This window comes from Vibrio sp. THAF190c, assembly GCF_009363355.1.
Lineage (GTDB): Bacteria > Pseudomonadota > Gammaproteobacteria > Enterobacterales > Vibrionaceae > Vibrio > Vibrio fortis_A.
The window spans coordinates 394,227-420,799 of record NZ_CP045340.1; the positions used below are offsets into that span (position 1 = coordinate 394,227).

Genomic DNA, 26,573 nt, shown 5'->3' on the forward strand with positions numbered 1-26,573 from the left:
ATATATCTCCCTTTTGCCACAACTTTACAAATAACAGGATTTTAATTGTGTCTTTAGTTCGAGTGACAAAATTGAAAATTGCAGTAGCTAGCGCCGCTTTGATTGTGGCTAGTCTACTCGGTTGCCAAGCGTTCAGTTCCAATGTGTCTGAGACTGAAGAAGCAAAGCTCATCATCAACTACCTTGACCAAATATTAGATGCAACGCACCAATATGCCGTCGACAACGGTAGTTTGCCACCCATTACTTTAGATACTGACGCTAACTATGGTTATTTGAATATCAACAACCTTATCGAGAATCCTGGATTATCCACATGGCAAGGACCATACCTACCCTTCGATGATACCTGGATTGGGGGTGAGCAGTACATTAGCCATCCTGACTATATCGCCACACAGATCTTGCTTAAAGAAAAAGCCAGTTCATGGATAAGAGGAAGCTCAGAAACTGGCTGCCAACCTTCATCTGAGGCATGTTCACTAGCGGCTTGTATTTGGTTGGTTCCACTCGGAGCGGCTCAGGAGGTCAATCGCATGATTGATGGCGAGATGAATGCGGCGGATTCAGACGCCAAGGGTAGCATTCGATTTGAAAAAGCTTTGGTGGGAAGCCTAGTGTGTAAAATTGGTGACGATTATCCTTTACCAGAATAATTTAGGCGCCTCGTCTTTGGATAGTCCAATTGGAAAAGAGCGATTTAGTTATAGTGCACTAAATCGCTTCTGTACATTTGACTATTTGTTGAAGAAGTCAGCTACCGCATCGGCAGATAGTTTCACTGCTTCTGGCTTGTAGTAGAAATCGACATGGCTAAACTCGCCCAAAGCCAATACTTCTGGGTCGTTTGTTAGCTTTTCAATAAACGCCGTTGAACAAATAGCCGTTGGCGCATCTTCTCCGTATACCACAAGCGTAGGTTGCACGATCTTATCTGCGTAATGTTCACACAAGGAGAATAGTGACTGCATTGGTTGATCAGCTATGTGCAAGTTAGTGAAGGTCTCCACCGCTTTTGGACCTCTAAAACCATCTCGGCCATAGTAATCGTAAGTCTCTCCCGCCATCTCAGGGAACGCTGCTTCTCCAATAAACTCGTCTCGAGATTGATCGTCGTTCAATCCAAATGGAGAGACAATGTCTGCTTCGCCTGTTTCATACATTTTCTGTTTAGAAGCGTTAGCCGCAGCGATCATTTGATGCGCCATCGCTTTATCTGTCCATTGAAATGCGTCAGCGGCCATCATTCCAGATACTAAGGCGATCTTTTTGATTCTATGGTCTGTTACAGAAGCTGACGCCATGATCGAACCGCCCTGACAAACACCAAGGCCCACCACTTCTTCAACATAAGGTAATGTGTTTAAGAAAGAGACCGCATCCCAAGTGTTTTCGATTAAGCGGAACATATAACGCGATTGCATGTGCTCACCAGGAAGTGCTGGCGATTCCCCCATACCCAAGTAGTCAAAGGCAAGAAAGACAAAACCACGTTCGGCCAGTTCTGGTCCATATGTGCCCAACACTTGCTCTTTTACCTGGGGGAATGGACTGGCACCAAGCACCGCTTTGTATTTTTTATTCTCATCGAAACCTTCTGGTAAATACAGATTACCAACAAGATCCACACCAAATGATTTAAACGTTATTTTTTTCACATTCATAGTACTAACCTTTTATTCATGTCTCTTTGTGGGAGCATCGATTTAGTTGTCAAATACGGGAACCAACTCAAGTGTTGTCTCTTCGTGTTTTTTTCTATCAAACGTCAAACGCATCAATGGGTAAATAAGCCCAAGCAACTTCCGGTATGCTTGGTTTACTTTTGGGTTAATCGCATCCAAGTCATCCGGAATTTTTCCATTAATTGATACTTCCAAAGCCCCAACTTTCATTACACCGTTGGATTTACCTTCAATGGCTACATTGCGAGTAAATGCTTCATACCAACTGCGTTTAGAAAACTTGTATTGTCGGATGAAAAATCGCCCTTCTGTCTGCACTATGGTGATATCAATAAAGCGATGGTCACCACATTTGATTTGATGGACTTTTTGACCATCTACAGCTTGAATAAGTTGACTCAAATCGTCGCGTGACAGCATAGTGATTAACCTTTGTTGTGGTTTGTTTGATAGTCGATGGGGTTATCTTAGTACTCGCTATTCCAATCGTCAGTGCACAAAATCCCCTAATCTGTATACAAAATAACGGTACAAAAAATCACCTTATCTAATTCGAGTTGTTGTAATTTAAGGCTCAGACATTGAGTTGCTCGCTAGAAAAAGAAGGCTTAGCGATCGATATAAGAGAGGGTTTTCGTCATTCCGTATACACATTACGCAGTTTTGTGTACTGCACTATTCTTGTGTATCGAACATAATAAAAAGACGATTCAATGTTAGAGAAATCAAGCGTTAGGCTTATACGCTTGTGACCATTGGCAATACATCATCAAACGAGGCAGTACGATGAAGAAATACCACTTCAATACAATCGCAGAACAGAATCACGCGCTTGGACTACGCCCACCCGAGCACCCTTTAATTGATGTATTAAAAATGAGCTCGAACAGTAAAGATAATCAACTGAGTTGCCAAGATCACATCAGCCTATCGTCGGGTTTTTATTCCATATCGCTTAAGCACATCACCTCTGGTGAGCTAATGTATGGTCGCACCAAATATGACTGCTCTAACGGGACCATGCTATTTTTTGCGCCTGACCAGGAGTTAACGGTGAGCGGTATTAAGGTTGACGCGGTTGCACGTACGATCTGCTTTCATCCCGACTATATTCGCGGCCATAAACTGCAAGATGAGATCAAGAAGTATCAGTTTTTTAGCTATGCCGTACACGAAGCTCTGCACCTTTCCCCGAAAGAAGAACAGCACATGGCAACACTTTTTGATGCGCTAGAGGTCGAATCAAGCAATGCTTTAGATGCGTTTAGCAAGGAGTTAATGCTGTCGCAAATCAGCACGCTATTGATGTACGCCAACCGTTATTATCATCGCCAGTTTCTAATGCGAAAAGAAGCGGATACGTCAGTCTATGATAAGTTTTCTGCGCAGCTCGATGCCCGTTTACAAGCTGTCATCGAAGAGTCCGCTGCGATACCCGAAGTAGAAGAGCTTGCCCAAAGTATGAATATGACCAGTCGTTATTTAAGTGACGCTTTGAAAGCTGAAACAGGCAAAACGACTAAAGATTGGATCAATTCGGCTTTGATTGAACGTTCTAAAGATCGTTTGCTTTCAACTAAAGAGTCAGTTGCAACGATTGCTTATGGATTAGGGTTTGAATACCCTCAGTACTTCTCTAGATTGTTTAAGAATAAAGTGGGAATGACCCCATCAGAGTACCGCACTGCGAATATTAAACATTAGACATCCAGAGCACTCCGTTCATCAGCACTCCACAAGACTACATCAAAGAGCATAAGCCAAACCGATGAAGCTTATGCTCTCCAATATTTCTATCGTCACCCAATAGACTTGGAACTAGCACTGTTAAGCAACTGATAAATATAGATAGCGCTGCTGATTAAGGCGATAAACAACATCACCCAGTAAGCGCCTGCCAATCCTAAATAGCTCGCCGATATTCCTGCGAAAAGGTAAGTCAATAACCACCAAAAATGAGTCAATGAAAAGTGGGCAGCGAAATATTGACTTGCATCTTGTCCAGATGATGCGTCATTGATGATCAAGCCGGAAGTCGTCTGTATTAAAGACATCCCTATCCCTAACGAGAAACAAACTACGATAAACCCAAGCCAACTTGGTAACCACGTCCCGAGATAAAATGCGACACAAATTACACACAACCCATGAATATGATATCGCTGCGGTTCCTGATTGGCGATGAATTTAGGTAGTAGAAATGCAATCAACATCGAGCCTCCCCCCACCGCGAGTAAGGCTAAAGCTGTCTCACTATCACCACCGTGTAGAATATCATGTACATATACGACCGTGTTAACTATCACCATAGCGCTGGCAGCAGCCGCGGCCAAGTAGGCGTACCACAATCTCCGTAATGGCGGGATTGCTAAATACGCCGAGATTCCTTTATACAGCGTGTTAATGTTGAGTCGCTGTTTCTCCACAAGCTTTGATGAATCATATGGAATGAAGCACATTAGAATCAAAGCTGCTGAAAAAACAAACGTAAATGCATCGATCCAAAACAGTTGTCGAAAGGTCATCATCGTTAGCAACACTGCACTCAAAACAGGACTTACAACCTGTTCTAAGTCATAAGCGACACGACTGTAAGACAACGCCTTTGTGTATTGCTCCCGGTCAGGTAATACGGCAGGCAAAGTCGCTTGGAATAATGGTGTAAATGCAGCAGAACATGCGTTAATAGCAAACATCAATACATAGACTTGCCAAACTTGATCAGTAAACGGCAAGGCAATGAAAAGACAAGCTCTGACGATATCGAGAACCACAAGGGCTTGCTTCTTTGGCCATCGACGGCTAAAAAAAGCGAACACCGGTGCCAGACCAATGTAAGCGATCATTTTAAGGCCAAAGGCGATGCTCAGTACCATGCTCGCGTCACTTTCAGCAAGTTCGTAGGCCAGCAAAGCAAGACATACCGAACTCAGCCCAGTACCAACAAGAGATGTGACTTGAGCTGTAAGAAGCCGGACGTAATCTTTGTTGCTCCAGATACTATTGTAAGAAACGGGTAGATTCATCACGACTCTCCCACTAAGCTTTTCACGTCTTTAAGCAAAGAGGTTAACCAGAGTAATACCGCATCTTTAATCCTCTTGAACATGGTGCCTTGTTCAATATTATCAGCGCTAACTACGTTCACTCTTTTAATCGGTTGACCTTCGACACTCCAAACCACCTCACCGACTGCATCGCCTACTTTAACTGGAGCCATTAGTGTTTCATTGAGCTCAAGGATTTGCTCTACCGAGGCGACCTGGGTTCTAGGCAGTGTGATAAATACATCTTCATCAAATTGGACGGATGTTTCATCCACGTCACCCTTCCAAACCTCTGCTCGGTACAGCTCCTCCCCTTCCTTACCGACTTGTAATGTGTCGTAAAAACGGAAACCATAATTTAGTAGTTGTCGCGACTCATTGACTCTAGTTTGAGCACTTGCCGTGCCCATAACAACAGATATCAACCTCATACGCCCCTGTGTTGCTGACGAGACCAAGCTATACCCGGCGGCTTCTGTGTAACCTGTCTTACCACCATCAACATTTAACGTTTTGTCCCACAATAACTTGTTGCGGTTGTATTGCTCTATTCCGTTCCAAGTGAAACGACGTTTGTTGTAGAGAGAGTAAACCTCTGGGACATCGTTAATCACGGCTTTCAATAGCGTAGCCATGTCTCGTGGTGTTGTCGCAATGCTTTCCCCGTCTAAGCCATGGGCATTAATAAAGTTAGTGTTTGTCATGCCAAGGGACTGTGCCCAACCATTCATTAAGCTAACGAAGGCGATCTCACCTCCTGCGACATGTTCAGCAAGTGCGACTGCAGCATCGTTACCAGATTGAATGATCAGCCCTTGCATTAAATCTTGAACATTTAAATCGTCTCCCGGTTTGATAAACATTTTTGACGATTCAGGAAAGTTAGCTGACCACGCCTTTCTACTTACCTCTACTGAGGTATCCCATGCTAGGCGCCCATTAACAATTTCTTGCCCAACAACATAAGCAGTCATCAACTTGGTGAGACTTGCTGGTGCGACTTGGACATCTGCATCACTTTCAGCCAAAACATCACCAGAATTTGCATCAATTAAGATATATCCTTTTGCACTTAAAATAGGTGCGTTTGGGATAATGACCGCATTAACGGACCCAGCATATGCAAAGGCCATTAAGATAAGAAAAGACTTCAACACATTCATGCCATTACCTCTTGCTTCAGTGCTGCTACATCACCGATGTAAGGGCGCTTGCACGACTTCCCATCATTAACATACTGAAACGCTTCGTTCCCTTTTCCACAGACAACGATTAAGTCTCCAGACTCGCTCATCTGCTTGGCGAGGGCTATCGCTTCTGCTCTGTCATTGACTTCAAAAACTGGCTTATCTTTGGCTTTTGAACGCAGCACTCTAAACAATTCACTTTGTAAAACGCCCATTGGATCATCAGATGTAAAAATTACGAGATCCGCATGTTCGGTACATATTGAACCAATGAGGCTTGCTTGTTGTATGCGGTCCCCTGTAACGCCTGCGACAACAATCAGTCTTTGGCTCGCTTTTTGTCTTGCTGCAGTCAATAGCGCTCTCAATCCGTCACTGTTATGAGCATAATCAACCAGCCCAATCGCCCCATTAGATAACGACAAAAATTGAGCACGCCCGTCGGGCATAACAACGTCTTGGATAGCATCAGCAATTTGCTTCAGACTCCAACCTAATGAATAAAGTACACACGTGATTGCTAATGCATTCTCAATGTTGTATTCAAAAGGCATGGGAGAGCAGACTTCCAGGCTCTCTTTTCCAATCGACAATTCAAAGCTCATCCCACGCGACGATGGCTCCCACTTTGTCGCGGTAACATCAGCACTCGAATCATGCATTGAAAATGTCACAACCTTAGCTCGACCTGCGGCTCTTTCCATCGCAGCGGCAGCATGAGGATCATCAAGGTTCACTACTAATGTGCCATTGGGAGCAATGCGATCGACTATTTGTAGTTTAGCCTGCACGTAATTGTCTTTAGTGCGGTGAAAATCCATGTGGTCTTCCCCTATATTGGTGATCACTCCCATCTCAAGAGAGATAAACCCAGCTCTATCTTGCGAGAGAGCATGGCTACTCATCTCCATCACATTGAATTCTGTCCCAACACTTTGCATCTGATGAAACATGTTAAGTAGCGCTACACCATCAGGTGTGGTGTTGATAGTTGGTACCGTTTTATCATTGATTTGTGCACCTAACGTCCCTATGTATGCACTTTGATTGGTGCGATTGAGAATTTGGTTGAGGCAATGCGATACTGTCGTTTTACCATTGGTGCCGGTCACTCCAATATGGCGCATTTTTCGGTGTGGGTGTTTATAGAAGGTTTTGATAAGCGCTAGAGACTGATAGTAACTTTCCGTCACCAACGTTGGTATCTGTAGCGTCATTGGCTTATTCGATATAACGGCAATAGCCCCATTTTGAATCGCTTTCTGCACGAAATCATGACCATCATGAGTTAGGCCATAGCGACAAACAAACACATCATTTGGCTCTACGTCATCACTTCTCGTCTTGAATGATTTCACTTCCAATGAAGCTAATATCTCTAATTGTTGAGAGATTAAACTGGTCGGCATCTCAAACTCCTTAATCTAAAGCAGCCTGAAGTATAGAAATGCGCAGTTAATTAATGAAATCGAATGATTCTATATTCCGTATCGAATAGACTGATACGCAAAGAAATTGAGGGGTATCCAATGGCACAGATTAATTGGCAACGAGTCGACTTGAATTTAATACTCACCTTTGATGCACTTTTTCGCCATCGTAGCGTTTCAAAGGCAGCGGAGGCTCTCCACCTAGGCCAGCCCGCCACCAGTTATAACTTGAAAAGACTACGTGAACTGCTCGAAGACCCATTATTTGAACGAGATGGTCATACGATGCAACCAACGGCAAGAGCACACGAGATCCAGCCTAAAGTAAGGCAGATCATGACAATCTTTAAAGAAGATATTTTGAACGTTGACGGTTTCCAACCACGTCACTTCAGCGGAACCTTCAAGGTGGGATTCAGTGATTATGCTGAGCAGATCTTTGCACCTCAGCTTTTCGACAAGTTACAAAGCTTAGCACCCAATGCGAAAGTGATCTTTAAACCCGTTGATACTGGAAATTGTGTTACGGAACTCGAAGCTAGAAATGTCGACGTGTGCATTGGTGTATTTTCCGACCTACCCAGTAAGTTAAAAAGTACATTTTTATATAGAGAAAAGCACCTCTGTACTTTTGATAATCAAGTCCTACGTAGTGATTTGCCCATTTCCTTAGAAACCTACTTAGAGACACCACAAATGATCGTTACGGCGAACCAAGCGCTTACTACTCGTGTAGACCAAACACTCGAAGAGCTAGGGGTTCAACGAAATGTCGTATTAGGTACAACAAGATTTTTAACCATACGAAGAATGCTTACAGGTAGAAAAATATTAGCTGTAATGGCTGAAATGGTGGGTAGAACTGACCTAATCGATGACTCATTGACGCTTTGTGAGCCGCCTATCGATATACCTGACTTTGATGTCGAATTAGTATCACTAAGCGCCGATAGTTCGCACCCAAGAATTACATGGTTGTCAGATTTGGTTAAAGAAGTCGTTACGGAAAAGGTGTCTAGGTTACGTAATCCATCTCCTTAAACGCCTAAGAAGAACGAGTACATCATTGCATAGTTCGGTATTCCTGAGGGGTCATTGACGTCTTTTTCTTGAACATTCGACTGAAATATTGCGGATACTCAAACCCTAGCTGGTAGGCGATGGACGATACGCTATCATCTGAGTTGAGTAGACGGTATTTGGCTCTTTCAATGAGTTGTTGGTGAATTAAATCTTGCGCATTTTTCCCTGTTTGTTTACGTAGCATATCACTCATGTAATTTGCTGACATGTTCATCTCTTCTGCCAACTGATGAACTTTAGGTAACCCAATTTCACTATTCATAGCTTTGTCTATATGTTCATCAACCAGACGATTAAAGCGCTCAACGGAGTTCTGTGTAAAGGGTTTTCGAGTTAAGAACTGACGGCTGAAATATCTGTTGGTGTACTTGAGCAGTAAATCTATGTTTGAAAGCAAAATCTCGAGGCTTAACTCATCTTGATTTTGTTGAGTTTCATGTTTGATCTCACTTGCCAGGCGGTTTAGCGTCTGTTGCTCTCGCTCAGATGCATGCAAAGCTTCACAAATGTCATATGAAAAGTAGCCATATTGCTTAATTGCTTCCTTCAGAGGGTGCTGAAGCAATGCGTTGGGATGAAAAATTAAGGACCAACCTTTAAGTTCTCCAGGCTTATACAGCTCGTTTATCTCTATAACCTGCCCCGGAGCGAATGCGGTAATGACGCCACTACTGAAATCATAGTGGCGACGTCCATATTGGACCTTTTTGGTGACATTTGCTTTGAATACCAGACTATAAAGATTGCTGCAAATGCGAGCATTTAGCAAAGCTGGGGCTATTTCAGTATCAGCTAAATCAACGACATGAATCAAAGGGTGATCAGGTGTTTTTCCTGTATACATTGATACTGATTCTTGAACGGTATCAATAGTTATAAGTTGTGACATAACCGGTTCCTTTCATTCACTATTTACTTAATAAGTAGCGCAGAGTCAGAGCATTACAAAGTAAAAGCCTTCACATCTATAGCAATTATGTGGTTAAAAACAATCCAACAATTAAGACAAAAATGTCATGTCTAGAACCTTCTCTGTCTCAGACCAGAGTTTAACTCTTTCAGCCGCGTTTTTGGCCATATGTGGCAAAGTGTTCATCCCCGGATAACCTCTATAGTTTGCCAATTTCATCGGACCAATATACTCACCACCCTTCAATTTTGTATCTGTCGCCGCCAAAAGTGTTGGTAAAACGCCCATCTCAACCTTTTGCGCCATCAATGCATTCATAACAATACCAACCCACCCCATGTGCTGCTGAAGGTTGGTCGCCGTATAACCGGGATGTGCGGCAATCGATTTTACTTTACTCCCCAGTCTTTCCAGCCTCACATTTAACTCGGTCGCGAACATCACATTTGCTAACTTACTTTGCGCATAAGCCGCCATCCTATCGTAACTGTTTTCAAAATTGAGATCGTCATAATAGATATCTGCTGCTTTCATTTTAGCTACAAGACTACTAAGTGTAACGACACGTGGTTCCTGAGCTTTTTCCAATAGTGGTAGTAATCCAGCAGTAAGAGTGAAGTGTCCTAGATGATTAGTTGCCCATTGAACCTCATACCCTTGAGATGACGTCTCACGTTTATCTAAAAGCATGATCCCCGCATTATTAATCAAAACATCTATAGATTGACCTTCTGAAAGCAAATGCCCTATACATTTATTCACCGATTCCAAATCAGATAAATCGAGTTCAACTAAACTTGTCATCGCATGTGGTGCGAATTTTACAATTTCTTGTTGTGCTTGCTTACCCTTATCCAAATTCCTTACAGCAAGGATAACTTCGGCGTTTTTAGAGGCGAGTATTTTGGCAGCTTCAAGGCCGATGCCACTGTTTGCACCTGTGATCAAAAAACGTTTGCCAGTTTGATCGATTATGTTCGTGGTATTCCATCCCATAGAGCACTCCTCGGCATATAGGTAATGATGATGAGTTAAGCGATGGAATGAGTCTAACTTGACCACCAAGTTATCGCGTTATACAAATCACTGAAGCTTGTATACTGATTACAGGTGGTCATCATGATAAGAATTGAGTCAGGCGCACTCGCGGAAAAGCACCTTGAATAGGCGAAGACAGTTAAACGCGTTCCCTTATCCAGCTTGGTTGCTGTTGATGGCTTAACGACACTATCCAATCTTCAATGATCGATGTTTCCCACAAAGACTGACAGTTCCTCAAATAATCGATGGATGCTTCCCAATGACCTAATTTGCTCAGGCTCTTTACTAACATCATTGAGGGGCCATAAGAAGACAAACGCGCGTCATAACCAACGTCACCCGATGCCGCTAAATATTCCAATGCAGCACGTTCGTCGCTATCTCTTATCAGTGCAATTTGACCCAGTACAGTATTTGCCCAGTGCTTGTGATAATTATTCGTGCCTATCGATCTAACAAGCTTTCTAGCCTCTGGTTCATCCATTAGCTCTGATGCTTTCTTAAAAAGTTGTCTGTTGTCACCGCGCCAATTTAGCTTAGCCCCAAATAACTCTTTTGCCTCTTGAATCAATAAGAATAAGCGTTCAGCGTACTGCTGTGCGATATCAAATTCTTCCACGCTAACCGCAGTACTGGCGATCCACACAATTAAATTTGGCTGAGTTGAACCACATTTTTCGGCGCTTAATAGGTGGGATAACCTCTCTTTCTCATCTAATGTATAGCGAGACAAATCAAACCACAGTTCGTCAGATTCTGGTGCTTGTTCAATTGCCTTCTTGAGAATATCACACGCTTTTTGTTGGTCATTGGTACTATAAAAATTAGCAGCGCCCTTTACAATCTGGATATTCTCAGGCTCTTTATCAAGCAGATTCAACCACAAGCCTTCGATCTCATTGTATTCAGTCGGAGAACGCTCGGCATCAACATTCACAACTGGACTCTGACATAAAGTCGCTTTGGGAAAGCGTTGTACCGCCTCTTTGATGTAGTGAGTACGTTTCGAATTACCAAATAAGGCGGGATCTTCTAAGTAAGCTAACAACAACGTGAAATAATTCGCGCTGTTATCCGGTTCTGCCAAAACCTGTTCTTCGGCCTTTTTTATTTTCTGTACTATTTCCATAACCAAATCTCGCCAACAATAAGACATTATTCATTAAATCAATATATTATTGGCGAATATAGCACTTATGAACCATGGCTTGAATGATTATCATTTAATTTAGAATGTTCGTACTAACGTACCACTCAATACACACTAGAAGTCAAACCTTCAGGCGCGGTAAATCATTAGCGAGCCTCTTCCTTGATTGGCTCGCCATACAACGTATTTTCTGCTTAAGCTTCTGGTGTCAAAATCAGTTTGCCCATCACTTTACCACTTTCAATGTTGTCATGTGCCTGCGCAGCTTGTGACAATGGCATCGTCGAGTAGATCGGTTTTACTTTACCTTCAGCGAGCATTTGATAAACGTTTTCGAGCGATACTTTGACTAGGTCGAAATTGCTAAAGTATGTAGCGTATATTTCTGAATAAGAGATAGTCGGTGCTTTAGAGAAATGTTTAATGGCTTCAGCTTGCAAGTTGGTCTCTCCGACGCCCCCCAAGAAACCAAACACAACGATATGACCAAGTGTCGCTAACACCTCTAGGTCTTGAACAGCAGTGTCACCCGCTACCGGGTTAAAGATATAATTTACCCCTTTGCCGCCGGTGATCTCTTTTACTTGTTCAACCCACTCGCCTGTTGAATTAAGTGCGTAGTCAGCGCCTAGTTTTAGAGCTTGTTCTACTTTTTCGTCTTTTCGGTCTAAAGCAATAACTTTAAGCCCTGCCGCTTTTGCAAGCTGAATTAACGCAGTACCTACGCCACCCGTTGAGGCGTACACTAATGCGAATTTTCCTTCTTCAGCACGAACAACGTTGTGCAGCATGTGGTATGCCGTGAAATAAGTCACTGGCATAGCGCCTGCTTCATGAACGTCGACGCTGTCGTCTAGAACAATCAATTTATCTGCATCAATGGCAGTGTAATCTGCATACATTGACGCACCAATCGGCCCTAAATAAGCGACTTTTTGACCTTCTTTCAACTCAGTATTGTTGGCATCTACCACAATGCCGCTCCCCTCAACACCAGAGATAAATGGCAGTTCTGACATCATACCTGGAGGCATATTCCCTTCACGGATAATCGTATCAATAAAGTTTACTGGCGCTGCAGCGACCTTAACCAGTACTTGGCCTTCAGCCAGCTGAGGTTTATCAGTTTCTTTGTATTCAAGTACGTTACTGCCACCTGTTTTTTCGATGATGATTGCTTTCATGATTCTTTCTCCGTTGAAGCTAGTCGCTCTATTCGTTGTCTACGGAAGAAATATTAGTGGCAAATCCAAAATGAAAAAATCCGCAATCTGGGACATCAGAATTGCAAAAATGGGATTATAAAATTGAGTCAGAATTTCTCTGCTTAATGTAATCGACAATGTGCTTAATTTGGCTCTGCGCGTGACGACGCCCTAGGTAGTATGCGTACATAATACGTGTACGGGGTTTAAGATCATCGACAGATAACTCAACAACACCTGCGTCTTTAATCATTACGGTAGGAATCATCGCGAGATAAGTGCCTTTCATGAGCGAGTGATATGCGAGGCCTAGATCGTCAACCATAAGATCTTGAGACGGATCCAACATAATTTCTTGATGTTTAGGGTTGGTGAATGCCCAAGATGTCATAGGACGAGAGATAACACTGGGAAGAGATTCTAGTTGCTCTGTGGTGATGTGGGTGTCTTTAATGTTATGTCTATCAAGAAAGTCTTGAGTGGCACACAATGAATATGGAATATCCCATAACTTTAGAGCTATCGCAGATGAGTCCATCAATGGACCGACTCTAAACGCTAAGTCAATCTCGTCCTTGATAAGGTTTTGATTGCTATTCGACAAAGCAATATCGAGCGTGAGTTCGGGATGTTCGCTAGCAAAATCAATCAACCAATTGCCAAGAAAGTCTAAGCCAGCACGGACGGGCATTGATACCTTGAGCTTGCCTTTAAACTCTACTTCAGAATCGATAGCGAGATCGATAGAGCGCTGAATAGATGTGAACAAGGGTGAGCAATCTTGATACAGCTCCTGCCCTCGGGATGATACTTTTACTTCACGAGTCGTGCGGTGCAGTAACGTTAACCCCAAACTTGCTTCTAACGCGTCGATTCTTCGGCTTACGGTACTATGGGGTAATGAAATCCGCTCTGCAGCCTTCTTCAAACTACCTGTTTCCACAACTGCACAGAAAATATTTAAGTCGTCCAATACCCGTTTCATACTCACATCTCGTTTTATTATCCCACTTTTAGGATTGTATGGGTTTAGCTGAGAAGTGCAATCTCTACAAATGGAACATGTTAATTGCTTGGACATCCTACTTAAACTCTATTAGACCGATAGGTGCTTTGGCTGAATAACCAAGTTGAGACACACTTTTCTTTATTGAGAATGAAAAACCATCAGTTTTAAGTAGTTACGGGGGTAAGGTTAAATTCCTACGATATACTAAACATAGTTGGTTTCATGGTGTAATACCTGATAAAGGCGTGGAATGACATCGCAGTGGACCAACGATTAACCCAAACGAACTTATGCTTAGGAGGCCACGTGTCAAAGAGCTTTAACCTTGAAGATGCAGGACAAATTTTTGTGGGGGCCTTTGCTCTCGCAGTCCCTATATCATTTTCGGAGGAAGCTTGGCAGCTAGGCGAAAGTTTACCAACAGCAAACCTCGCGTTACTTTTTCTTCTGTCGTGTTTGTTCTTGTCAATTTACGCTTTCGAGAGCGTTTACCAAAGAAATATCAACGGCAGAGTCATGGAGTTTATCTCACGTATCGTGATTGCTTATATATTGACAATTATGGTCGTCGCTTTGGTGTTGCTATGCATTGATAAGCTCCCAGCGCTTGATTCTCCGTTGGTTGCTTTAAAACGAGTTATCGTCATTGCTATGCCAGCGTCAATGGGAGCTATTATTGTTGATGGTTTTGATAAGGAATAAGCCAGGTTTCAACAGCCTACTTGCACGGACTAAAGACTCGTCATGAGTTCTTTAGTCGCACAGGCATGCTCGAAATGTCTATGGGTTTTACGCAACTCTTAACGTATTGACTAGCTTTTTTGGATGAGAAAAATGTAAACCTTGTAAACATACATGAGATTTTTTCGGCACATATTTAGCCTGTAACTCTTCCTCTATTCCGCATACTACTAAAGTAAAGCCTACTTGCTCAGACAAGCGAAACATAAACCTCAAAAATTCATTGCTCACAGGGTCCTTGCCCATATTCATTGCAAAGTTTCCATCTAACTTTACTAAGTCAAATAGCCCTTTATTTAACAGTTCGTAATTCGTATAACCTGTACCGAAATCATCTATCGCAAAGCGACATCCCACACGTTTCAAGCTTTGAAGATTATCTTGTACGTGCTTCTGAGAAATAGCTTCGCTATGTTCAACCAATTCAAAAATCAACTTTTTTCGAATTTCCGGGCAATGTTTAGTTAAGCTACAAATATCGTTAGAAAATGAGGTCATCGCAAGGTCTGACATCGAAATGTTGATACTAAAATCCCCTTGTTCGGCGTCTTCTTTTCTCGCTAATTCAATAACTTTTCTAGTGATCATGAGTGTTAAAGAGTAGTGAATGTGCGGTGTATCACTGAGCAGCGACATATAATTTTCTGGCTCAATATGCCCGCGCTTCCTCCATACCAGCAAAACTTCACGAATACACTCTTTATTCTGGTTCATGCTATGAACGATCGGTTGGTATGCGAGCTCGAAGTTTGCCCCGCCATCACGAATGTCTCTTTGTAAATCTTGAAGCATGTGGCGTTTACGTAGATTCTTTTGATAATCCTTTTCATTGTGGATGTATAACCCATCCTGATTTTGAATCGCACGCAAGATCCCATAGCTGATGCGTCTAAACAGGCGATCTGGTTTGGCGATGTCGTAAGTACTGGAAAAGTGTAGCGTCGTTACTGAGTAATCAAACGGCATTTTCTTACTATTGATAACCATTTGGTTCGGCAATGCAGCTCTTACTTTCTGTTGATGCTCAACCTGCAGCTTATTGTTCAAAGGGGCCTCAGACACAAAGATCATCACGATATATCGATCATCATAGAGCCCAATCAAACTAGGCTTTAAGTCGCCGCTCAATTGAGTATGTAATGTTTGCTTAATTTTCATCGACGTTTGGTGATCAAAGTAGCGATAGAAATCGCCATTACGCCCAACACAAATCACATGAGCGGTGTAATACACTTCACCTTTTTTTGCCTCAAGGTTCGCCATTTTTTGTTGAATGTAATGAATATTGGGGATGTTACTCTCTTCGCATATAAACCTAGCTTGCTCCAGTTTATGCTTCTCACGCTCTAATCGGTTCAGTGCGTAATTATGCTTCTTACTTTGGCGAGCATTATAGAGAGTCGCGATGATGACAATACCAAGAATAATCGCTGTCACACCGGTTGTGATTGGAGAAAATGGGATGGGTTCAATATCCATACGTCATACTCAAGTAAGAAAACAAAAGCAGAACATACCGATCCAACACACTAATATCAACGGACTCAAGCCGAAAGGAGGGTGCAAAAAGCGCGATTAAGAACGACAAATAGAGCATTAACACCAATTATGCCAAATATGAAATCGATTACATTTATGAATGAGTATTGAGGGCTTTTGCCCACCGCGTCGTTGACATTAACTTACGATTTGCAGGATGAGACAACGACTAACACCCACCAAGCGATGCATAGTTATTCACTACGGAGTGTTTTAGATTGCTAACGACTGTTTACACCAAGCAGCCATACGAAAAAACCAGTTGTTTTACTCATTATTAAAATGAATATCTAACCAACTGTCTTTACTGAAAATCTGAAACTGCAATAACCACAACGTGTAAATTTATGTAAATAAATAAGAAAATGTGACCAACATCAACAGTTAAACTGAAGCGAGTTGACTATTTGAACGTATCGAATTTTCAGATCTAAAAACCACTGGACCAACCAATTATTGTGACATATATCTAAATTGTAAAATAATGGTCATATTATTTATGAGACGAACAATTATAAGAAGAAAATCCAACAAATATGCAGCTAGCCCGTTAATCGAAAGCACTTAAACGCTGCGAAAGATACCCAGCATGATGTTTTAAAATAACGCCAAGGTAATGACCATGACGCAATAGCTCGCCCAGTAGCATTTCTCACGTGAACTCAATCGTATTGACTATTCAAAGCGTGCTCTTCAATATCGACTCAATTTCTTTCACTAACCAAGTGTTAAGAGCAAGGTCTTTCGTTTGATACAGATCGTACGCGTAGATGTCCATGTTGTATTTAGGGGACTGCCCTATCGAATCTACACTCTCAATTCCGGGCGGTAGTGGCTGCGTTGAGCGAATCATCGGAAATATCGCATCAGAGTGTCGAATAGCTTCAAAGTTCACTTGTGGCGAGTCTGATTTCAATATGACATTAGGAATATGACCTGCTCGAAGCAAAGTATCTTCTGCAGTTTCGTGGCGGCTTCGCCAATCAGGAGTTCGAACCAACACCAATGGATATTGCGCAATGTCATCAAGTGTCACTGATTCAAGTTTAGTGAGCGGATGCCCTTCACGTACACAAATGACGTACTGGCTCTTTGGCATTGGCTTCTGCCTTATCTGCTTAGAGTAACTCTCAGGCCCGTAATCCAAAGCAACATGCACTTTTCTCGATAATAATCCGGACTCTACCTGCCACGTCCAGTCCATAATCTCAAACTGCGCATTTGGCGCTCGCTCACTGAGCTCTCGATATAGTTTTACTCCGATAGCGTTTGTAAGAGCATTGGTCAAACTAATGGAAATTTTTCCATCGAACTTCATTGGATCAAACCCTTCCGAAGCTCGAAACAAACCGTCGATCTGTTCAACCAATTCAGGTAGCGATTTTTCAATCTCTAAACAACGTTCAGTAGGAACCAGTCCATAGCGCTCCCTCACAAACAACGGATCATCAAACGCGTCTCTAAGGCGAGCGAGTGCGTGACTTACCGCCGATTGGCTTAGGTTGAGTATTTCTGAGGCTTGACGCGTGTTTTGAGTATCAATCAGTACTCGCAATACTTTAAGTAGATTGTAATCGAACGATTTCATCTTTCATTTCCATGCAGCTCATAACACCCTAGATATTAATATAGTTAATTTCTAAGATTCAACAGCTTCACTTCTGCACATATCTCAACTTTCTTAAGATACTTCCATCGCTTTAATAGACGACAGGAAAGCAGCAACGATGTTTCAAATAAAACGACTTCCTTTAACACTCCTTATGCTGATTGGAGCGCCACTTGTGCTTGCAGACAATCAGCCAAACCAAGGCACGGAAGCCGTTCAAGACATGTCAGACCCATTAGCTGTCTACACACAGGTAGGCATGGGCTACACCGACAAAGGCTTAAACCTAAAGCTAGGCCAGACCTTCGATACTGGTAGCGACACCACAATGGGCATGCACGTACTGGAATTAAAAGGCGGTTATGGCGATGCACTAGGCATGCGTGACTACGCCGACGACAGCATTGATAGCCTTCGCCTACGCCGATTTGGCGTGGACTTGACCAATGGCCGCGGTTCACAAGTCGACTTCAACTATGACTTTGATACAGAGGCAGGTTCACTCTCTTACAGCTTTATACAAGCGATACCAGCAATTGGTCCCCTGCAGCTTTACCCGCTTGCTGGAGTTGGCGCTGCATTCGCAAACAACGCACTTGGGGATAACGGTGAGGTCGTTAGCGGTTACAGCGTACCGGGCACATTTGCGGTTGTAGGTACATACGGAAAATTAACGCTAACCGACAACATTTGGTTGAATTACAACCCAATGTACATGACGACACTCTCTGGTTCAGATATCTACAAAGACCACGCTTTTGCCAATAGTGACAGTGTGCTAACGCATGAGTTCGCCGCGTCTTACCAAATCAACCCGAAATTAAATGTTCGTTATTTTGCTCAATGGAATGAAGAAATCAGTTATCGAGATGGTTCACACATCATCGAATTTAACTACCAGCTTTAATGACTTTTGAAAGGTAAATACTATGAAAAAGACAACACTTGCACTATCAATAGCGCTACTTTCTTCATCAGCTTTTGCATCTGCAACCGCTGAACAGGTTATCGAACAAATCGATTCCTCGAACTGGGCTGTTAACCCACTCGATTACGGCATGACTGCGATGGAATACCAGCAAAAAGAAGGCGATCTTTTCGCACTTAATATGCTTAATCGTGGTGAGATTAATGAGTTCATCCATTTCCCTGGCCTAAGTAAAGCTGGTGACAACTGGGTTGTAACACCAAACGTTGATACAGTTTATTCACTTGCGATCATCGATACCCGTAAAGGCTTTAAAATTGAAGTCCCAGAGATGGGTGAACGTTTTATGTCGCTGCACATCCAAGACCAAAACCACACCTTCGTAGAATACGCATGGGAAGCTGGTGTGTATGAGTTCAAAGAGGGTGAAATTGAAACAGATTATGTGTTTGTAGGTATTCGTACTGGCACTGATGCGACAGAAGCGGATATCAAGTACATCCAAGACGTTCTTCAACCCAAAATGAACATCGAATCAAACTCTGCTGTTCCTTACCAATCAGATACGACGGAAGAAGAGATTGTCGAGCTACGTAATGCCCTCTTGGACGAATGGGGTAACCTACCGGACATGTACGACTCTGTTCAATTCGATATTCGTGAAGTAACGGATTGGGAAAAATGGACATACACGATTGCGGGTTCTTGGGGCCTAAGCCCAGAATCAACAGCAATGTACGCATCATGGGCACCGGAAAATACGGAGGCAGGAAAATGCTACACAGCAACATTTGACGCTATTCCGGCTAAGTCATTTGGTTCTCTGACGATGTATGATTCACACAACTACCTAATGACAGACGAGCACAACATCGTGAGCACAAACCGCCCTGATTTTAAGAGTCATGATGATGGTAGCTTCACGGTCATCTTTGGTGATCAAAGTTGTAAAAGTATCGCAGAAGCGCAAGATGTTAACTTTGCTCAAACCAATGTTGATGGCTGGCGTGGTCAAATCCGAGCATATCGCCCAGATGTTGAAAAGATGAAGCTGTACCAGATGCCAGAGTTGAAAGAACTAACTCTAAACTAACGCTTGCTCAACCTAATTGTTGGCCCTTGTTGATACTATATCGACAAGGGCTTTATTACTTTTAAGTGAGGCTATGATGATGTCCATAATGCGTTGCTTATTCTTGAGTACCGCTATTCTGATTACAGGATGTTCTACTCCGCCAATATCCTATTCAAACAACGAAGAATCTGATTTGGTTGTGATCATTCACGGTTTAACTAGAAGCGGTCGCTCAATGAGTGAACTCAATCAAGGGCTTTTGGACGCTGGATACCAAACCTGTGTGCTCGACTACTCTTCCGTTGGTGTCAGTATGAGTGAAGTGATTGTAGAAACCGACAAGCAGATCCATCAATGCACGGAAGAAGCAAAAGTCGTTCACCTTGTGGGCCACTCATTAGGCGGATTGCTGATTCGTTATCACCTGCAAACTGACGATGCATTAGAGCAGGAACGAAGATTAGGCAGAGTGGTCATGATAGGAACGCCAAATCACGGCAGTGAAGTTGCTGATCATTACAGCGAGAAATTTTGGTCAAATTGGTTTGGTGAGGTGCCGAAGTCTCTAACAACCAATGAAGATGGCATTGCACAAAATCTGAATGATCCAAACTACCCTGTCGGCGTGATTGCTGGAACCAAAACCTACCGCTGGACACGAGAGAACTTTGATAAAGCAAACGACGGTCTTGTCAGCGTAGACTCGGCGAAAATATCCACTATGGATGCATATTGGGAAGTAAACCTGCCGCACCATCAATTACGGTCTGACCCAAAAGTCATTCAGCAAGTCGTCCATTATTTGAAAACTGGGGAGTTCGAATAGGGCTAGGCTGCTTAGAGAAGGCTCGTCAATGCGAGCCAACTTGAAAAGCTATTTACCCAAGGCAAGCTGATATGTGCGTGCAATATTTTCCGCAAGATTGCTCAAGTTTGTTTGAGCTTCTGAAAATGCATCAGATAAGCTCATTGCTCTTGGAACACAAGTAAACACAGCGTCAATTCCGTGCTCATAAAGCACCTGATATCCATCATTGGTGCAACCTGCAACAGCGACGACTGGAATATCAAACTTCTTAGCAATTTTAGCAACCCCGACTGGCGCTTTACCATGAGCCGTTTGCTGATCAAGCTTGCCTTCACCAGTGATAACCATATGTGCGCCTTGCATCTTCGTTTCGACATCAAGCATAGTCATTACAACATCAATACCCGGTTGTAATCTTGCATTAGTATATCCCAAAAACGCAGCACCGATTCCACCAGCGGCACCAGATCCCTTGCTATCAATGATTGACCTCTGCGTAATTTTCTCTGACAGTTGACCAAATTGATATAACGCCTTATCCAGCAGTAGCACATCTTCACTCGATGCTCCCTTTTGAGGCCCAAAAAACGCAGCGGCACCGGAACTTCCACACAGAGGGTTATCGACATCACATGCAACTATGATCTCGCAGTGCGCTAATCTAGGATCAAACTCGGTAGTCACGATTTGATGGACGTTAAGCATTGATGCGCCGCAAGGTTCAATTTCTTCTCCGTCTTCATTTAAAAACTTTACGCCCAACGCGGCTAGCATACCACTACCGCCATCGGTCGTTGCACTGCCACCTAAACCTATAATTAGACGGCTGATTCCGGAATCTAAAGCGTGACGAATAAGTTGGCCCACACCGTAGCTGGATGTCGATTTTGTGTCTCTCTCGGACGCGGGCACTAGATGCAAGCCACACGCCTCTGCAACTTCAATAACCGCCGTTCTATGGTTACCGAGGAGACCATAACTCGCCTCAACGGTTTGCCCTCTTGGATCTTTTACTCTTACTTGTATCTTTTTCCCACTAGTCGCATCAATCAGCGCTTGCATAGTGCCTTCACCACCGTCAGCAACGGGTATCGATACATACTCAGCATTTGACCAAACCCTTTTTAGACCATTTTCAACAGCTAGACACACCTGCTGCGCTGTCAAACTCTCTTTAAAAGAATCAGGGGCTATAACTATCTTCACTTCTATTCCCTCATGTCCTTAATAAAACTCCCAAGTCACTGACGTAACCTGGGAGCTGGAGCAGCTAAAACAGCGGTTAAGGGGGGGCTGTTTTAGACTTATAACTAGACCCGATTGACCTTCAGTTACACTAGTTCAGGCCAGTAGTCTTTATTTGCTTCGATGAGTGCATCAAGGACCAGACGAGCCTTTTTCGCATCGCCTACCGTACGATTCAATGTAAGCGCCTGTAGAGCTTTGCCGTACGAACCTTCAAACCAAGCTTCAACCGTTAAGCGCTCGTAAGCAAACTGTTGTTCGATCATGCCTTTATAGAACGTTGGGATCTTACCAACACCAAACGGACGTGGACCATTAATTCCAAGCTCAGCAGTGACTTCAACCATCACATCGTCATCTAGGTTTGCTACCAAACCATTATTTTCTAGAATCACTACAAACTTACGCTTTTGGTTAAATGCAATTGACTCTGCCACTTCAACAATCATATCCCCGTGCGCATCGTTATGAACGACACTTGAGTTCTTTGTTGTTCCGTCTTGTACAGCCTGTTGACACTCTGCAAATACACGCTTTTCACGGCCATCCATAACTTCATTTGCACGAGTGTAGTTCGCATCCAACTTAGACAACTTATACTCTGGGTATAAGTAGTACTGCAGGTAAGTGTTCGGCAGGTAATCAGGAAAATCACGCAACATGTCAGCCACTGCCGCATAGGTGTCTAACCAAGATTGGTCGCGCTGCTCCGCGTCTACTGGCTTAAAGCCATTGTTAGAGATGAAAGCTTTAAGCTTAGGTGCCAAATCCTCACCTTCTTGGTTATATAGGTGAGTAAACCAACCGAAGTGATTCAGGCCAAAGTACACAGGGTCAAACTCATCTGGGTTAACATCAAGCAGACGACCGTAAGAGCGTAGTAAGTTCACAGGCTGGTCACAGATGTTTAGGATTCGCTCATCTTCAGGGAAACGTTTCTTAAGTGCATCCGCCACAATCGCAGCTGGGTTGGTGTAGTTCAGAATCCAAGCTTCAGGAGCACGTTCACGCACATCTTCAACCATTTCAATCATGTCACCAATAGAGCGCATGCCATATGCAAAGCCACCTGGGCCACATGTTTCTTGGCCAATCACACCCAGTGACAGTGGGATTTTTTCATCCTTTTCACGCATTTCGTAGCCACCCGTACGCATTTGGCAAAGTACGAAATCCATATCTTTATAAGCGACATCTTTATCTGTCGTGTACTCAAAATCTAGCTCTGGGTAATCTTCAGAAAATAGCAGTTTAGCGTACTCACCAATCGTTTCTTGACGTGATGCGTGCACATCGAACATCACCAAACGTTTTAGAGGGAAAGTGTCTTTGCGCTTACAAAGCGCTTTAAGTAGGCCAGGAGTCCATGTAGAACCACCACCGACTAGAACAATATTGAATGCTTTTTTCATCTTACTTCTCACTTACAAAATTAGAATAATGGGAGCCTCACCTTCGGAGGCTCAATTGCGTTTAAAATTTATTTAAATAGCTAAGGCTTGCTTTACATCGTTAGCGATGCTTTCTACCTGAGGGCCATAGATAACTTGAACATCCTCATCGCTGGCACGTTTGATACCACTTGCACCAGTCGCCTTGAGTGAGTCGTCTTTGATCTTGTCCATGTCTTTAACTTTCACTCGAAGACGCGTGAAGCAGTTATCAACCAGTTGGATGTTTTGAGCGCCGCCTAGACCAGCGATGATCTGCTCTGCTTGTTCTGATGCTGTAACTTGTTGGCTTGATGTCGCTGTTTCATCTTCACGTCCCGGAGTCTTCACATTCATTCGAGTGATGATGAATCGGAAAACAAAGTAGTAAATTGGGAAGTAGCAAGCACCGACCAGAACAGCTAACCACCAATTGGTTGCAGTACCGCCAAGGACACCAAAGACGAGTAAGTCAATCACACCACCTTGTACGTTACCGATCATGACGCCAAACAAGTGCATCAACGCGAAAGATAAACCCGTCATGAAGGCATGGAAGATAAAGAGAATCGGACTAACAAAGATAAAGCTGAACTCTAGAGGCTCTGTGATACCGGTTGTGAATGAGGCCAACGCACCAGCAATAACAAGGGCTTTCACTCGCACTTTGTGTTCTTTGCGAGCACAGTGATACATAGCTAACGCAGCGCCCGGTAGAGCAAACATCATCACTGGAATCTTGCCTTGTGCTAAGAAGCGCGTAGCCTCTTTCACAACATCGTTACTAATAGATTCTGGGTGTGCTAAAGCGTAGTTAAAGATACTTAGCGCACCAACGATGCTCTCACCATCAACATTGGCGATGCCGCCGATAGGGGTAAAGCGCACAGTTTCGTTAAGAATATGGTGCAAACCGGTCGGGATAAGTAGGCGTTCCGTAGCTGCAAACAAGAAAGTACCAAAGCTACCTGCCTCACCAATAAATTGACCAATGTTGGCTATCGCAGCACCGATCGTAGGCCAAATTAGGGACATCAATACACCGATAATTGGCAATACGACAACGGTGATGATTGGCACGAATCGACGCCCGCCAAAGAAGTTAATAGCAGTAGGCAAGACAATCGTATAAAAGCGATTATGAAGAGCAACCGTCACCAAACCCGCCAACACACCACCTAATACACTCATGTGATAAGAGAATATACCTAGGGTGTAGCCAAACTCCGCGGAGAACATCATTGCTTCAGTTTTACCCATTCCCTGCTCGACAAGGTGTGCAACAGAGGTGGTTGCAGGGGTTAGGCCTTGAGCCGTCAACGAATAGTTAATACCCACATGCATTGCAATAAAACCGATGATTGCAGCGAAAGCAGCAGTTGGCTTTTCTTGCTTCGCTAAACCAATCGCAGCAGCAACGGCGAAGAACAGTGGCAAGTTGCCAAACAAAGAACCCGAAACTTTGCGAATAAATCCTAGGATCAATTGCACAAACTCAAGTTGGTTAAATCCTTGACCTGTAATATTAGGGTTTTGTAGGGCAGCAGCTAGTCCAAGAAATATACCCGCAGCAGCGATGACTGAGATTGGCATCATCAACGCTTTTCCGAGATCTTGGAGCTTTGAACCGAATTGTTTCATTGTCAGATTACTCCGTATCTTTATAAGTTATGTGAGCATTAAACGATCGATAAGTATAGTTGTCTATACAACTTGTTCGTGTATGTGATTCCTATCACGAAGGTCTTTACCAAGATAAGCAGTTAAATGCATAAATCTTCGCAGTTGGTTGTATAGTTGTGTATTCAGGTATCCTGGGATAGGATGAGGTACGAATTACTGGGGGTTTCAATGATCGACAAGCAGTCTCACGTTCCAATCTATATCCAGATAGAACAAATTTTATCGAAGAAGATCGACGATGGTTCTCTAAAACCTGGCGATCCACTACCGTCTGAAACTGTGTTAGCTGAGCAATACGGTGTTTCTCGTATGACTGCACGCAAAGCCGTCGACTACTTGGTTAGACAAGGTATTGTAGAAAGACAGAGAGGTCGAGGAACGTTTATTTGCGAACAAACTCTCGATCTTAAAATGGCGTTACCCTTAGACAGTCACCTCACCTCTAGCGAAGTAGCCAATAGTCTAAATTCCTCCATCGTGAATAAACTCCTACATCTCGAGAAAGTAACAGCATCACAAAAAGTGTGCGAGACACTTGGCATTGAAGAGAATTCTCAAGTTTGGTTTATGAAACGTCTTCGTTTAGTGGGAGCCGTGCCTTTCGTATTTGAATCAACGCACATGCTTATTGATCCTTACTTTGACGATCTCACCGAAGCTCATTTGAATAGCTCCAAGTACCTTTACCTAGATTCAAAAGGCCTAAAAGTGAAAGGGAGTGAAAAGCAAATCCGAGCGGAGCTACCCGGAGAGGAGGTGAGACGACATCTAGGCTTAAAAAGAGACGATCCTGTTCTATACGCTCGCAGTGTCGCGCAACTAGAAGATGGTAAACCGTTCGAAGTTTCAGACATTTATTACAACCAAGAGCACTATACGTTCACGCTAAGTGCCAACCGATAGGTTTGTTGGCGCCTAATGCATACTTAGATGACACCTATGATTAAAGCCAGATCATAGGTGTCTTATAGAGCGACCGCTGAGGTTAACGCCCCAAAGCGCCTAAATCGCAACACACATCGGCGTATTTGAAATCGGATCTCGGAAGACTTTCGCATTCAAATCAAAAACATCATCAAGTAACGCCTCTGTCATCACCTCGTCAGGCGCCCCCTCAGCCACAACACGGCCCTGCTCTAACACCACCAAATGATCGCAGTAACGGCACGCTTGATTAAGGTCATGTAATACCACAACTACCGTTTTACCCTTGGCGTTCATCTGTTGCATCAAATTCATTAACTCAACCTGATGCGACATGTCTAAATACGTGGTTGGCTCATCAAGCATTACGATATCTGTATCTTGTGCTAGTACCATTGCGATCCAAGCCCTTTGTCTTTGACCGCCAGATAAGGATTCAACCGGCTTATCAGCATATTCAAGCACACCTGTATCACACATAGCTTGCTCAACAATGATTTGATCGTCTTTGCCCAACTTTCCCCAATGGGATACATAAGGAGAACGTCCATATTCGACCAATTTCCTGACGGTAATGCCTTCCGGGCTAACTAGGATTTGCGGCAGAAGCGACAAAGAACGTGCAAGCGCTTTATCGCCATAGCTTGCTAATGGTTTACCTTCAAACAACACCTCCCCTGACATGGGTTTATTGATTCTTACCAAGGTTTTTAACAAGGTGGATTTTCCACATCCATTGGGACCAATTAATGCGGTAATTTTCCCTTCAGGGATTGAAACCGTGAGGTTTGGGATGATCGTTTGTTTGCCGTACGCGACGGAAAGGTTCTGCGTTTTTAGCATG

Annotated in this window: 24 protein-coding genes; 8 read left to right on the forward strand and 16 right to left on the reverse strand. The window is 43.3% G+C overall.

What is annotated here, in order from left to right:
- Positions 1-77 precede the first annotated feature (77 nt).
- Positions 78-656: a type II secretion system protein gene (locus tag FIV04_RS24560; RefSeq protein WP_152471152.1), complete on the forward strand. Its 579-nt coding sequence runs from the start codon at positions 78-80 to the stop codon at positions 654-656.
- 81 nt (positions 657-737) lie between these two features.
- On the opposite strand, the gene FIV04_RS24565 is transcribed toward FIV04_RS24560, so the two are convergent.
- Both FIV04_RS24565 and FIV04_RS24570 read right to left on the reverse strand, forming a co-directional pair.
- Positions 738-1,664 carry an alpha/beta hydrolase gene (locus tag FIV04_RS24565; protein WP_253895603.1) on the reverse strand — a complete coding sequence of 309 codons (927 nt, stop codon included), beginning with the start codon at positions 1,662-1,664 and terminating at the stop codon, positions 738-740.
- 42 nt (positions 1,665-1,706) lie between these two features.
- Positions 1,707-2,105, reverse strand: a complete 399-nt coding sequence (locus FIV04_RS24570; RefSeq protein WP_152471017.1) for a hypothetical protein — start codon at positions 2,103-2,105, stop codon at positions 1,707-1,709.
- Positions 2,106-2,471: 366 nt separating this feature from the next.
- Between FIV04_RS24570 and FIV04_RS24575 the strand changes: the two genes are divergently transcribed.
- Positions 2,472-3,389: an AraC family transcriptional regulator gene (locus tag FIV04_RS24575; protein WP_152471018.1), complete on the forward strand. Its 918-nt coding sequence runs from the start codon at positions 2,472-2,474 to the stop codon at positions 3,387-3,389.
- Positions 3,390-3,484: 95 nt separating this feature from the next.
- Here the strand turns inward: FIV04_RS24575 and FIV04_RS24580 are convergent, their stop codons facing one another.
- Genes FIV04_RS24580 through FIV04_RS24590 form a run of 3 tightly spaced genes read right to left on the reverse strand, consistent with a single transcriptional unit; the run spans position 3,485 to position 7,328 of the window.
- Positions 3,485-4,711 (reverse strand): MFS transporter, encoded by a 1,227-nt coding sequence (locus FIV04_RS24580; protein WP_152471019.1) that lies wholly within the window; start codon positions 4,709-4,711, stop codon positions 3,485-3,487.
- Positions 4,711-5,895, reverse strand: a complete 1,185-nt coding sequence (locus FIV04_RS24585; protein WP_152471020.1) for a D-alanyl-D-alanine carboxypeptidase family protein — start codon at positions 5,893-5,895, stop codon at positions 4,711-4,713. Before FIV04_RS24585 ends, FIV04_RS24580 begins: the two co-directional genes overlap by 1 nt.
- Positions 5,892-7,328: a Mur ligase family protein gene (locus FIV04_RS24590; RefSeq protein ID WP_152471021.1), complete on the reverse strand. Its 1,437-nt coding sequence runs from the start codon at positions 7,326-7,328 to the stop codon at positions 5,892-5,894. Before FIV04_RS24590 ends, FIV04_RS24585 begins: the two co-directional genes overlap by 4 nt.
- A 120-nt stretch (positions 7,329-7,448) precedes the next feature.
- Here FIV04_RS24590 and FIV04_RS24595 point away from each other — a divergent pair, with 120 nt between their 5' ends.
- Positions 7,449-8,390 (forward strand): LysR substrate-binding domain-containing protein, encoded by a 942-nt coding sequence (locus FIV04_RS24595; protein ID WP_152471022.1) that lies wholly within the window; start codon positions 7,449-7,451, stop codon positions 8,388-8,390.
- 22 nt (positions 8,391-8,412) lie between these two features.
- Here the strand turns inward: FIV04_RS24595 and FIV04_RS24600 are convergent, their stop codons facing one another.
- The 5 genes from FIV04_RS24600 to FIV04_RS24620 all read right to left on the reverse strand — a co-directional run bounded on the left by FIV04_RS24600 (position 8,413) and on the right by FIV04_RS24620 (position 13,723).
- Positions 8,413-9,321, reverse strand: a complete 909-nt coding sequence (locus FIV04_RS24600; RefSeq protein ID WP_152471023.1) for an AraC family transcriptional regulator — start codon at positions 9,319-9,321, stop codon at positions 8,413-8,415.
- A gap of 111 nt (positions 9,322-9,432) precedes the next feature.
- Entirely contained in the window at positions 9,433-10,338 is a 906-nt protein-coding gene (locus FIV04_RS24605; RefSeq protein ID WP_152471024.1) for an oxidoreductase, read from the reverse strand.
- Between the two features lie 181 nt (positions 10,339-10,519).
- Entirely contained in the window at positions 10,520-11,512 is a 993-nt protein-coding gene (locus FIV04_RS24610) for a lipopolysaccharide assembly protein LapB (RefSeq protein WP_152471025.1), read from the reverse strand.
- 215 nt (positions 11,513-11,727) lie between these two features.
- Positions 11,728-12,717 carry a zinc-binding dehydrogenase gene (locus tag FIV04_RS24615; RefSeq protein ID WP_152471026.1) on the reverse strand — a complete coding sequence of 330 codons (990 nt, stop codon included), beginning with the start codon at positions 12,715-12,717 and terminating at the stop codon, positions 11,728-11,730.
- Positions 12,718-12,832: 115 nt separating this feature from the next.
- Positions 12,833-13,723, reverse strand: a complete 891-nt coding sequence (locus tag FIV04_RS24620; RefSeq protein WP_152471027.1) for a LysR family transcriptional regulator — start codon at positions 13,721-13,723, stop codon at positions 12,833-12,835.
- Between the two features lie 330 nt (positions 13,724-14,053).
- Here FIV04_RS24620 and FIV04_RS24625 point away from each other — a divergent pair, with 330 nt between their 5' ends.
- The gene (locus tag FIV04_RS24625) at positions 14,054-14,449 is read left to right on the forward strand and encodes a DUF2391 family protein (protein WP_150873264.1); all 396 of its coding nucleotides are present in this window, start codon (positions 14,054-14,056) and stop codon (positions 14,447-14,449) included.
- A gap of 87 nt (positions 14,450-14,536) precedes the next feature.
- On the opposite strand, the gene FIV04_RS24630 is transcribed toward FIV04_RS24625, so the two are convergent.
- Positions 14,537-15,967, reverse strand: a complete 1,431-nt coding sequence (locus FIV04_RS24630) for an EAL domain-containing protein (protein WP_152471028.1) — start codon at positions 15,965-15,967, stop codon at positions 14,537-14,539.
- Positions 15,968-16,706: 739 nt separating this feature from the next.
- Complete coding sequence (locus FIV04_RS24635) at positions 16,707-17,615, reverse strand: LysR family transcriptional regulator (RefSeq protein ID WP_152471029.1); 909 nt, start codon at positions 17,613-17,615, stop codon at positions 16,707-16,709.
- Positions 17,616-17,790: 175 nt separating this feature from the next.
- Here FIV04_RS24635 and FIV04_RS24640 point away from each other — a divergent pair, with 175 nt between their 5' ends.
- From FIV04_RS24640 to FIV04_RS24650, 3 genes are all read left to right on the forward strand, one after another.
- Entirely contained in the window at positions 17,791-18,543 is a 753-nt protein-coding gene (locus FIV04_RS24640; RefSeq protein WP_172974330.1) for a hypothetical protein, read from the forward strand.
- Positions 18,544-18,565: 22 nt separating this feature from the next.
- Positions 18,566-19,657 (forward strand): DUF1254 domain-containing protein, encoded by a 1,092-nt coding sequence (locus FIV04_RS24645; protein WP_152471030.1) that lies wholly within the window; start codon positions 18,566-18,568, stop codon positions 19,655-19,657.
- Positions 19,658-19,730: 73 nt separating this feature from the next.
- Positions 19,731-20,465 carry an alpha/beta fold hydrolase gene (locus FIV04_RS24650; RefSeq protein WP_152471031.1) on the forward strand — a complete coding sequence of 245 codons (735 nt, stop codon included), beginning with the start codon at positions 19,731-19,733 and terminating at the stop codon, positions 20,463-20,465.
- A 48-nt stretch (positions 20,466-20,513) separates the two neighbouring features.
- Here the strand turns inward: FIV04_RS24650 and FIV04_RS24655 are convergent, their stop codons facing one another.
- The 3 genes from FIV04_RS24655 to FIV04_RS24665 all read right to left on the reverse strand — a co-directional run bounded on the left by FIV04_RS24655 (position 20,514) and on the right by FIV04_RS24665 (position 24,763).
- A complete protein-coding gene (locus FIV04_RS24655) occupies positions 20,514-21,653 on the reverse strand; it encodes a glycerate kinase (protein WP_152471032.1) in 1,140 nt (379 codons plus the stop codon).
- Positions 21,654-21,778: 125 nt separating this feature from the next.
- Entirely contained in the window at positions 21,779-23,104 is a 1,326-nt protein-coding gene (locus FIV04_RS24660) for a 6-phospho-alpha-glucosidase (protein ID WP_152471033.1), read from the reverse strand.
- 72 nt (positions 23,105-23,176) lie between these two features.
- Entirely contained in the window at positions 23,177-24,763 is a 1,587-nt protein-coding gene (locus tag FIV04_RS24665) for a PTS transporter subunit EIIC (RefSeq protein ID WP_150873256.1), read from the reverse strand.
- A gap of 210 nt (positions 24,764-24,973) precedes the next feature.
- Here FIV04_RS24665 and FIV04_RS24670 point away from each other — a divergent pair, with 210 nt between their 5' ends.
- Positions 24,974-25,708 carry a GntR family transcriptional regulator gene (locus tag FIV04_RS24670; RefSeq protein WP_150873255.1) on the forward strand — a complete coding sequence of 245 codons (735 nt, stop codon included), beginning with the start codon at positions 24,974-24,976 and terminating at the stop codon, positions 25,706-25,708.
- 99 nt (positions 25,709-25,807) lie between these two features.
- On the opposite strand, the gene fecE is transcribed toward FIV04_RS24670, so the two are convergent.
- Entirely contained in the window at positions 25,808-26,572 is a 765-nt protein-coding gene (gene fecE, locus FIV04_RS24675; protein WP_152471034.1) for a Fe(3+) dicitrate ABC transporter ATP-binding protein FecE, read from the reverse strand.
- Between the last annotated feature and the right edge of the window lies 1 nt (position 26,573).

Excerpts from the sequence above, each read along its gene's own strand:
- FIV04_RS24565 (WP_253895603.1), bottom strand. The coding sequence starts at position 1,664 with ATGAATGTGAAAAAAATAACGTTTAAATCATTTGGTGTGGATCTTGTT.
- FIV04_RS24570 (WP_152471017.1), bottom strand. The coding sequence starts at position 2,105 with ATGCTGTCACGCGACGATTTGAGTCAACTTATTCAAGCTGTAGATGGT.
- FIV04_RS24575 (WP_152471018.1), top strand. The coding sequence starts at position 2,472 with ATGAAGAAATACCACTTCAATACAATCGCAGAACAGAATCACGCGCTT.
- FIV04_RS24580 (WP_152471019.1), bottom strand. The coding sequence starts at position 4,711 with ATGAATCTACCCGTTTCTTACAATAGTATCTGGAGCAACAAAGATTAC.
- FIV04_RS24585 (WP_152471020.1), bottom strand. The coding sequence starts at position 5,895 with ATGAATGTGTTGAAGTCTTTTCTTATCTTAATGGCCTTTGCATATGCT.
- FIV04_RS24590 (WP_152471021.1), bottom strand. The coding sequence starts at position 7,328 with ATGCCGACCAGTTTAATCTCTCAACAATTAGAGATATTAGCTTCATTG.
- FIV04_RS24595 (WP_152471022.1), top strand. The coding sequence starts at position 7,449 with ATGGCACAGATTAATTGGCAACGAGTCGACTTGAATTTAATACTCACC.
- FIV04_RS24600 (WP_152471023.1), bottom strand. The coding sequence starts at position 9,321 with ATGTCACAACTTATAACTATTGATACCGTTCAAGAATCAGTATCAATG.
- FIV04_RS24605 (WP_152471024.1), bottom strand. The coding sequence starts at position 10,338 with ATGGGATGGAATACCACGAACATAATCGATCAAACTGGCAAACGTTTT.
- FIV04_RS24610 (WP_152471025.1), bottom strand. The coding sequence starts at position 11,512 with ATGGAAATAGTACAGAAAATAAAAAAGGCCGAAGAACAGGTTTTGGCA.
- FIV04_RS24615 (WP_152471026.1), bottom strand. The coding sequence starts at position 12,717 with ATGAAAGCAATCATCATCGAAAAAACAGGTGGCAGTAACGTACTTGAA.
- FIV04_RS24620 (WP_152471027.1), bottom strand. The coding sequence starts at position 13,723 with ATGAAACGGGTATTGGACGACTTAAATATTTTCTGTGCAGTTGTGGAA.
- FIV04_RS24630 (WP_152471028.1), bottom strand. The coding sequence starts at position 15,967 with ATGGATATTGAACCCATCCCATTTTCTCCAATCACAACCGGTGTGACA.
- FIV04_RS24635 (WP_152471029.1), bottom strand. The coding sequence starts at position 17,615 with ATGAAATCGTTCGATTACAATCTACTTAAAGTATTGCGAGTACTGATT.
- FIV04_RS24640 (WP_172974330.1), top strand. The coding sequence starts at position 17,791 with ATGCTGATTGGAGCGCCACTTGTGCTTGCAGACAATCAGCCAAACCAA.
- FIV04_RS24645 (WP_152471030.1), top strand. The coding sequence starts at position 18,566 with ATGAAAAAGACAACACTTGCACTATCAATAGCGCTACTTTCTTCATCA.
- FIV04_RS24650 (WP_152471031.1), top strand. The coding sequence starts at position 19,731 with ATGATGATGTCCATAATGCGTTGCTTATTCTTGAGTACCGCTATTCTG.
- FIV04_RS24660 (WP_152471033.1), bottom strand. The coding sequence starts at position 23,104 with ATGAAAAAAGCATTCAATATTGTTCTAGTCGGTGGTGGTTCTACATGG.
- FIV04_RS24665 (WP_150873256.1), bottom strand. The coding sequence starts at position 24,763 with ATGAAACAATTCGGTTCAAAGCTCCAAGATCTCGGAAAAGCGTTGATG.
- FIV04_RS24670 (WP_150873255.1), top strand. The coding sequence starts at position 24,974 with ATGATCGACAAGCAGTCTCACGTTCCAATCTATATCCAGATAGAACAA.
- fecE (WP_152471034.1), bottom strand. The coding sequence starts at position 26,572 with ATGCTAAAAACGCAGAACCTTTCCGTCGCGTACGGCAAACAAACGATC.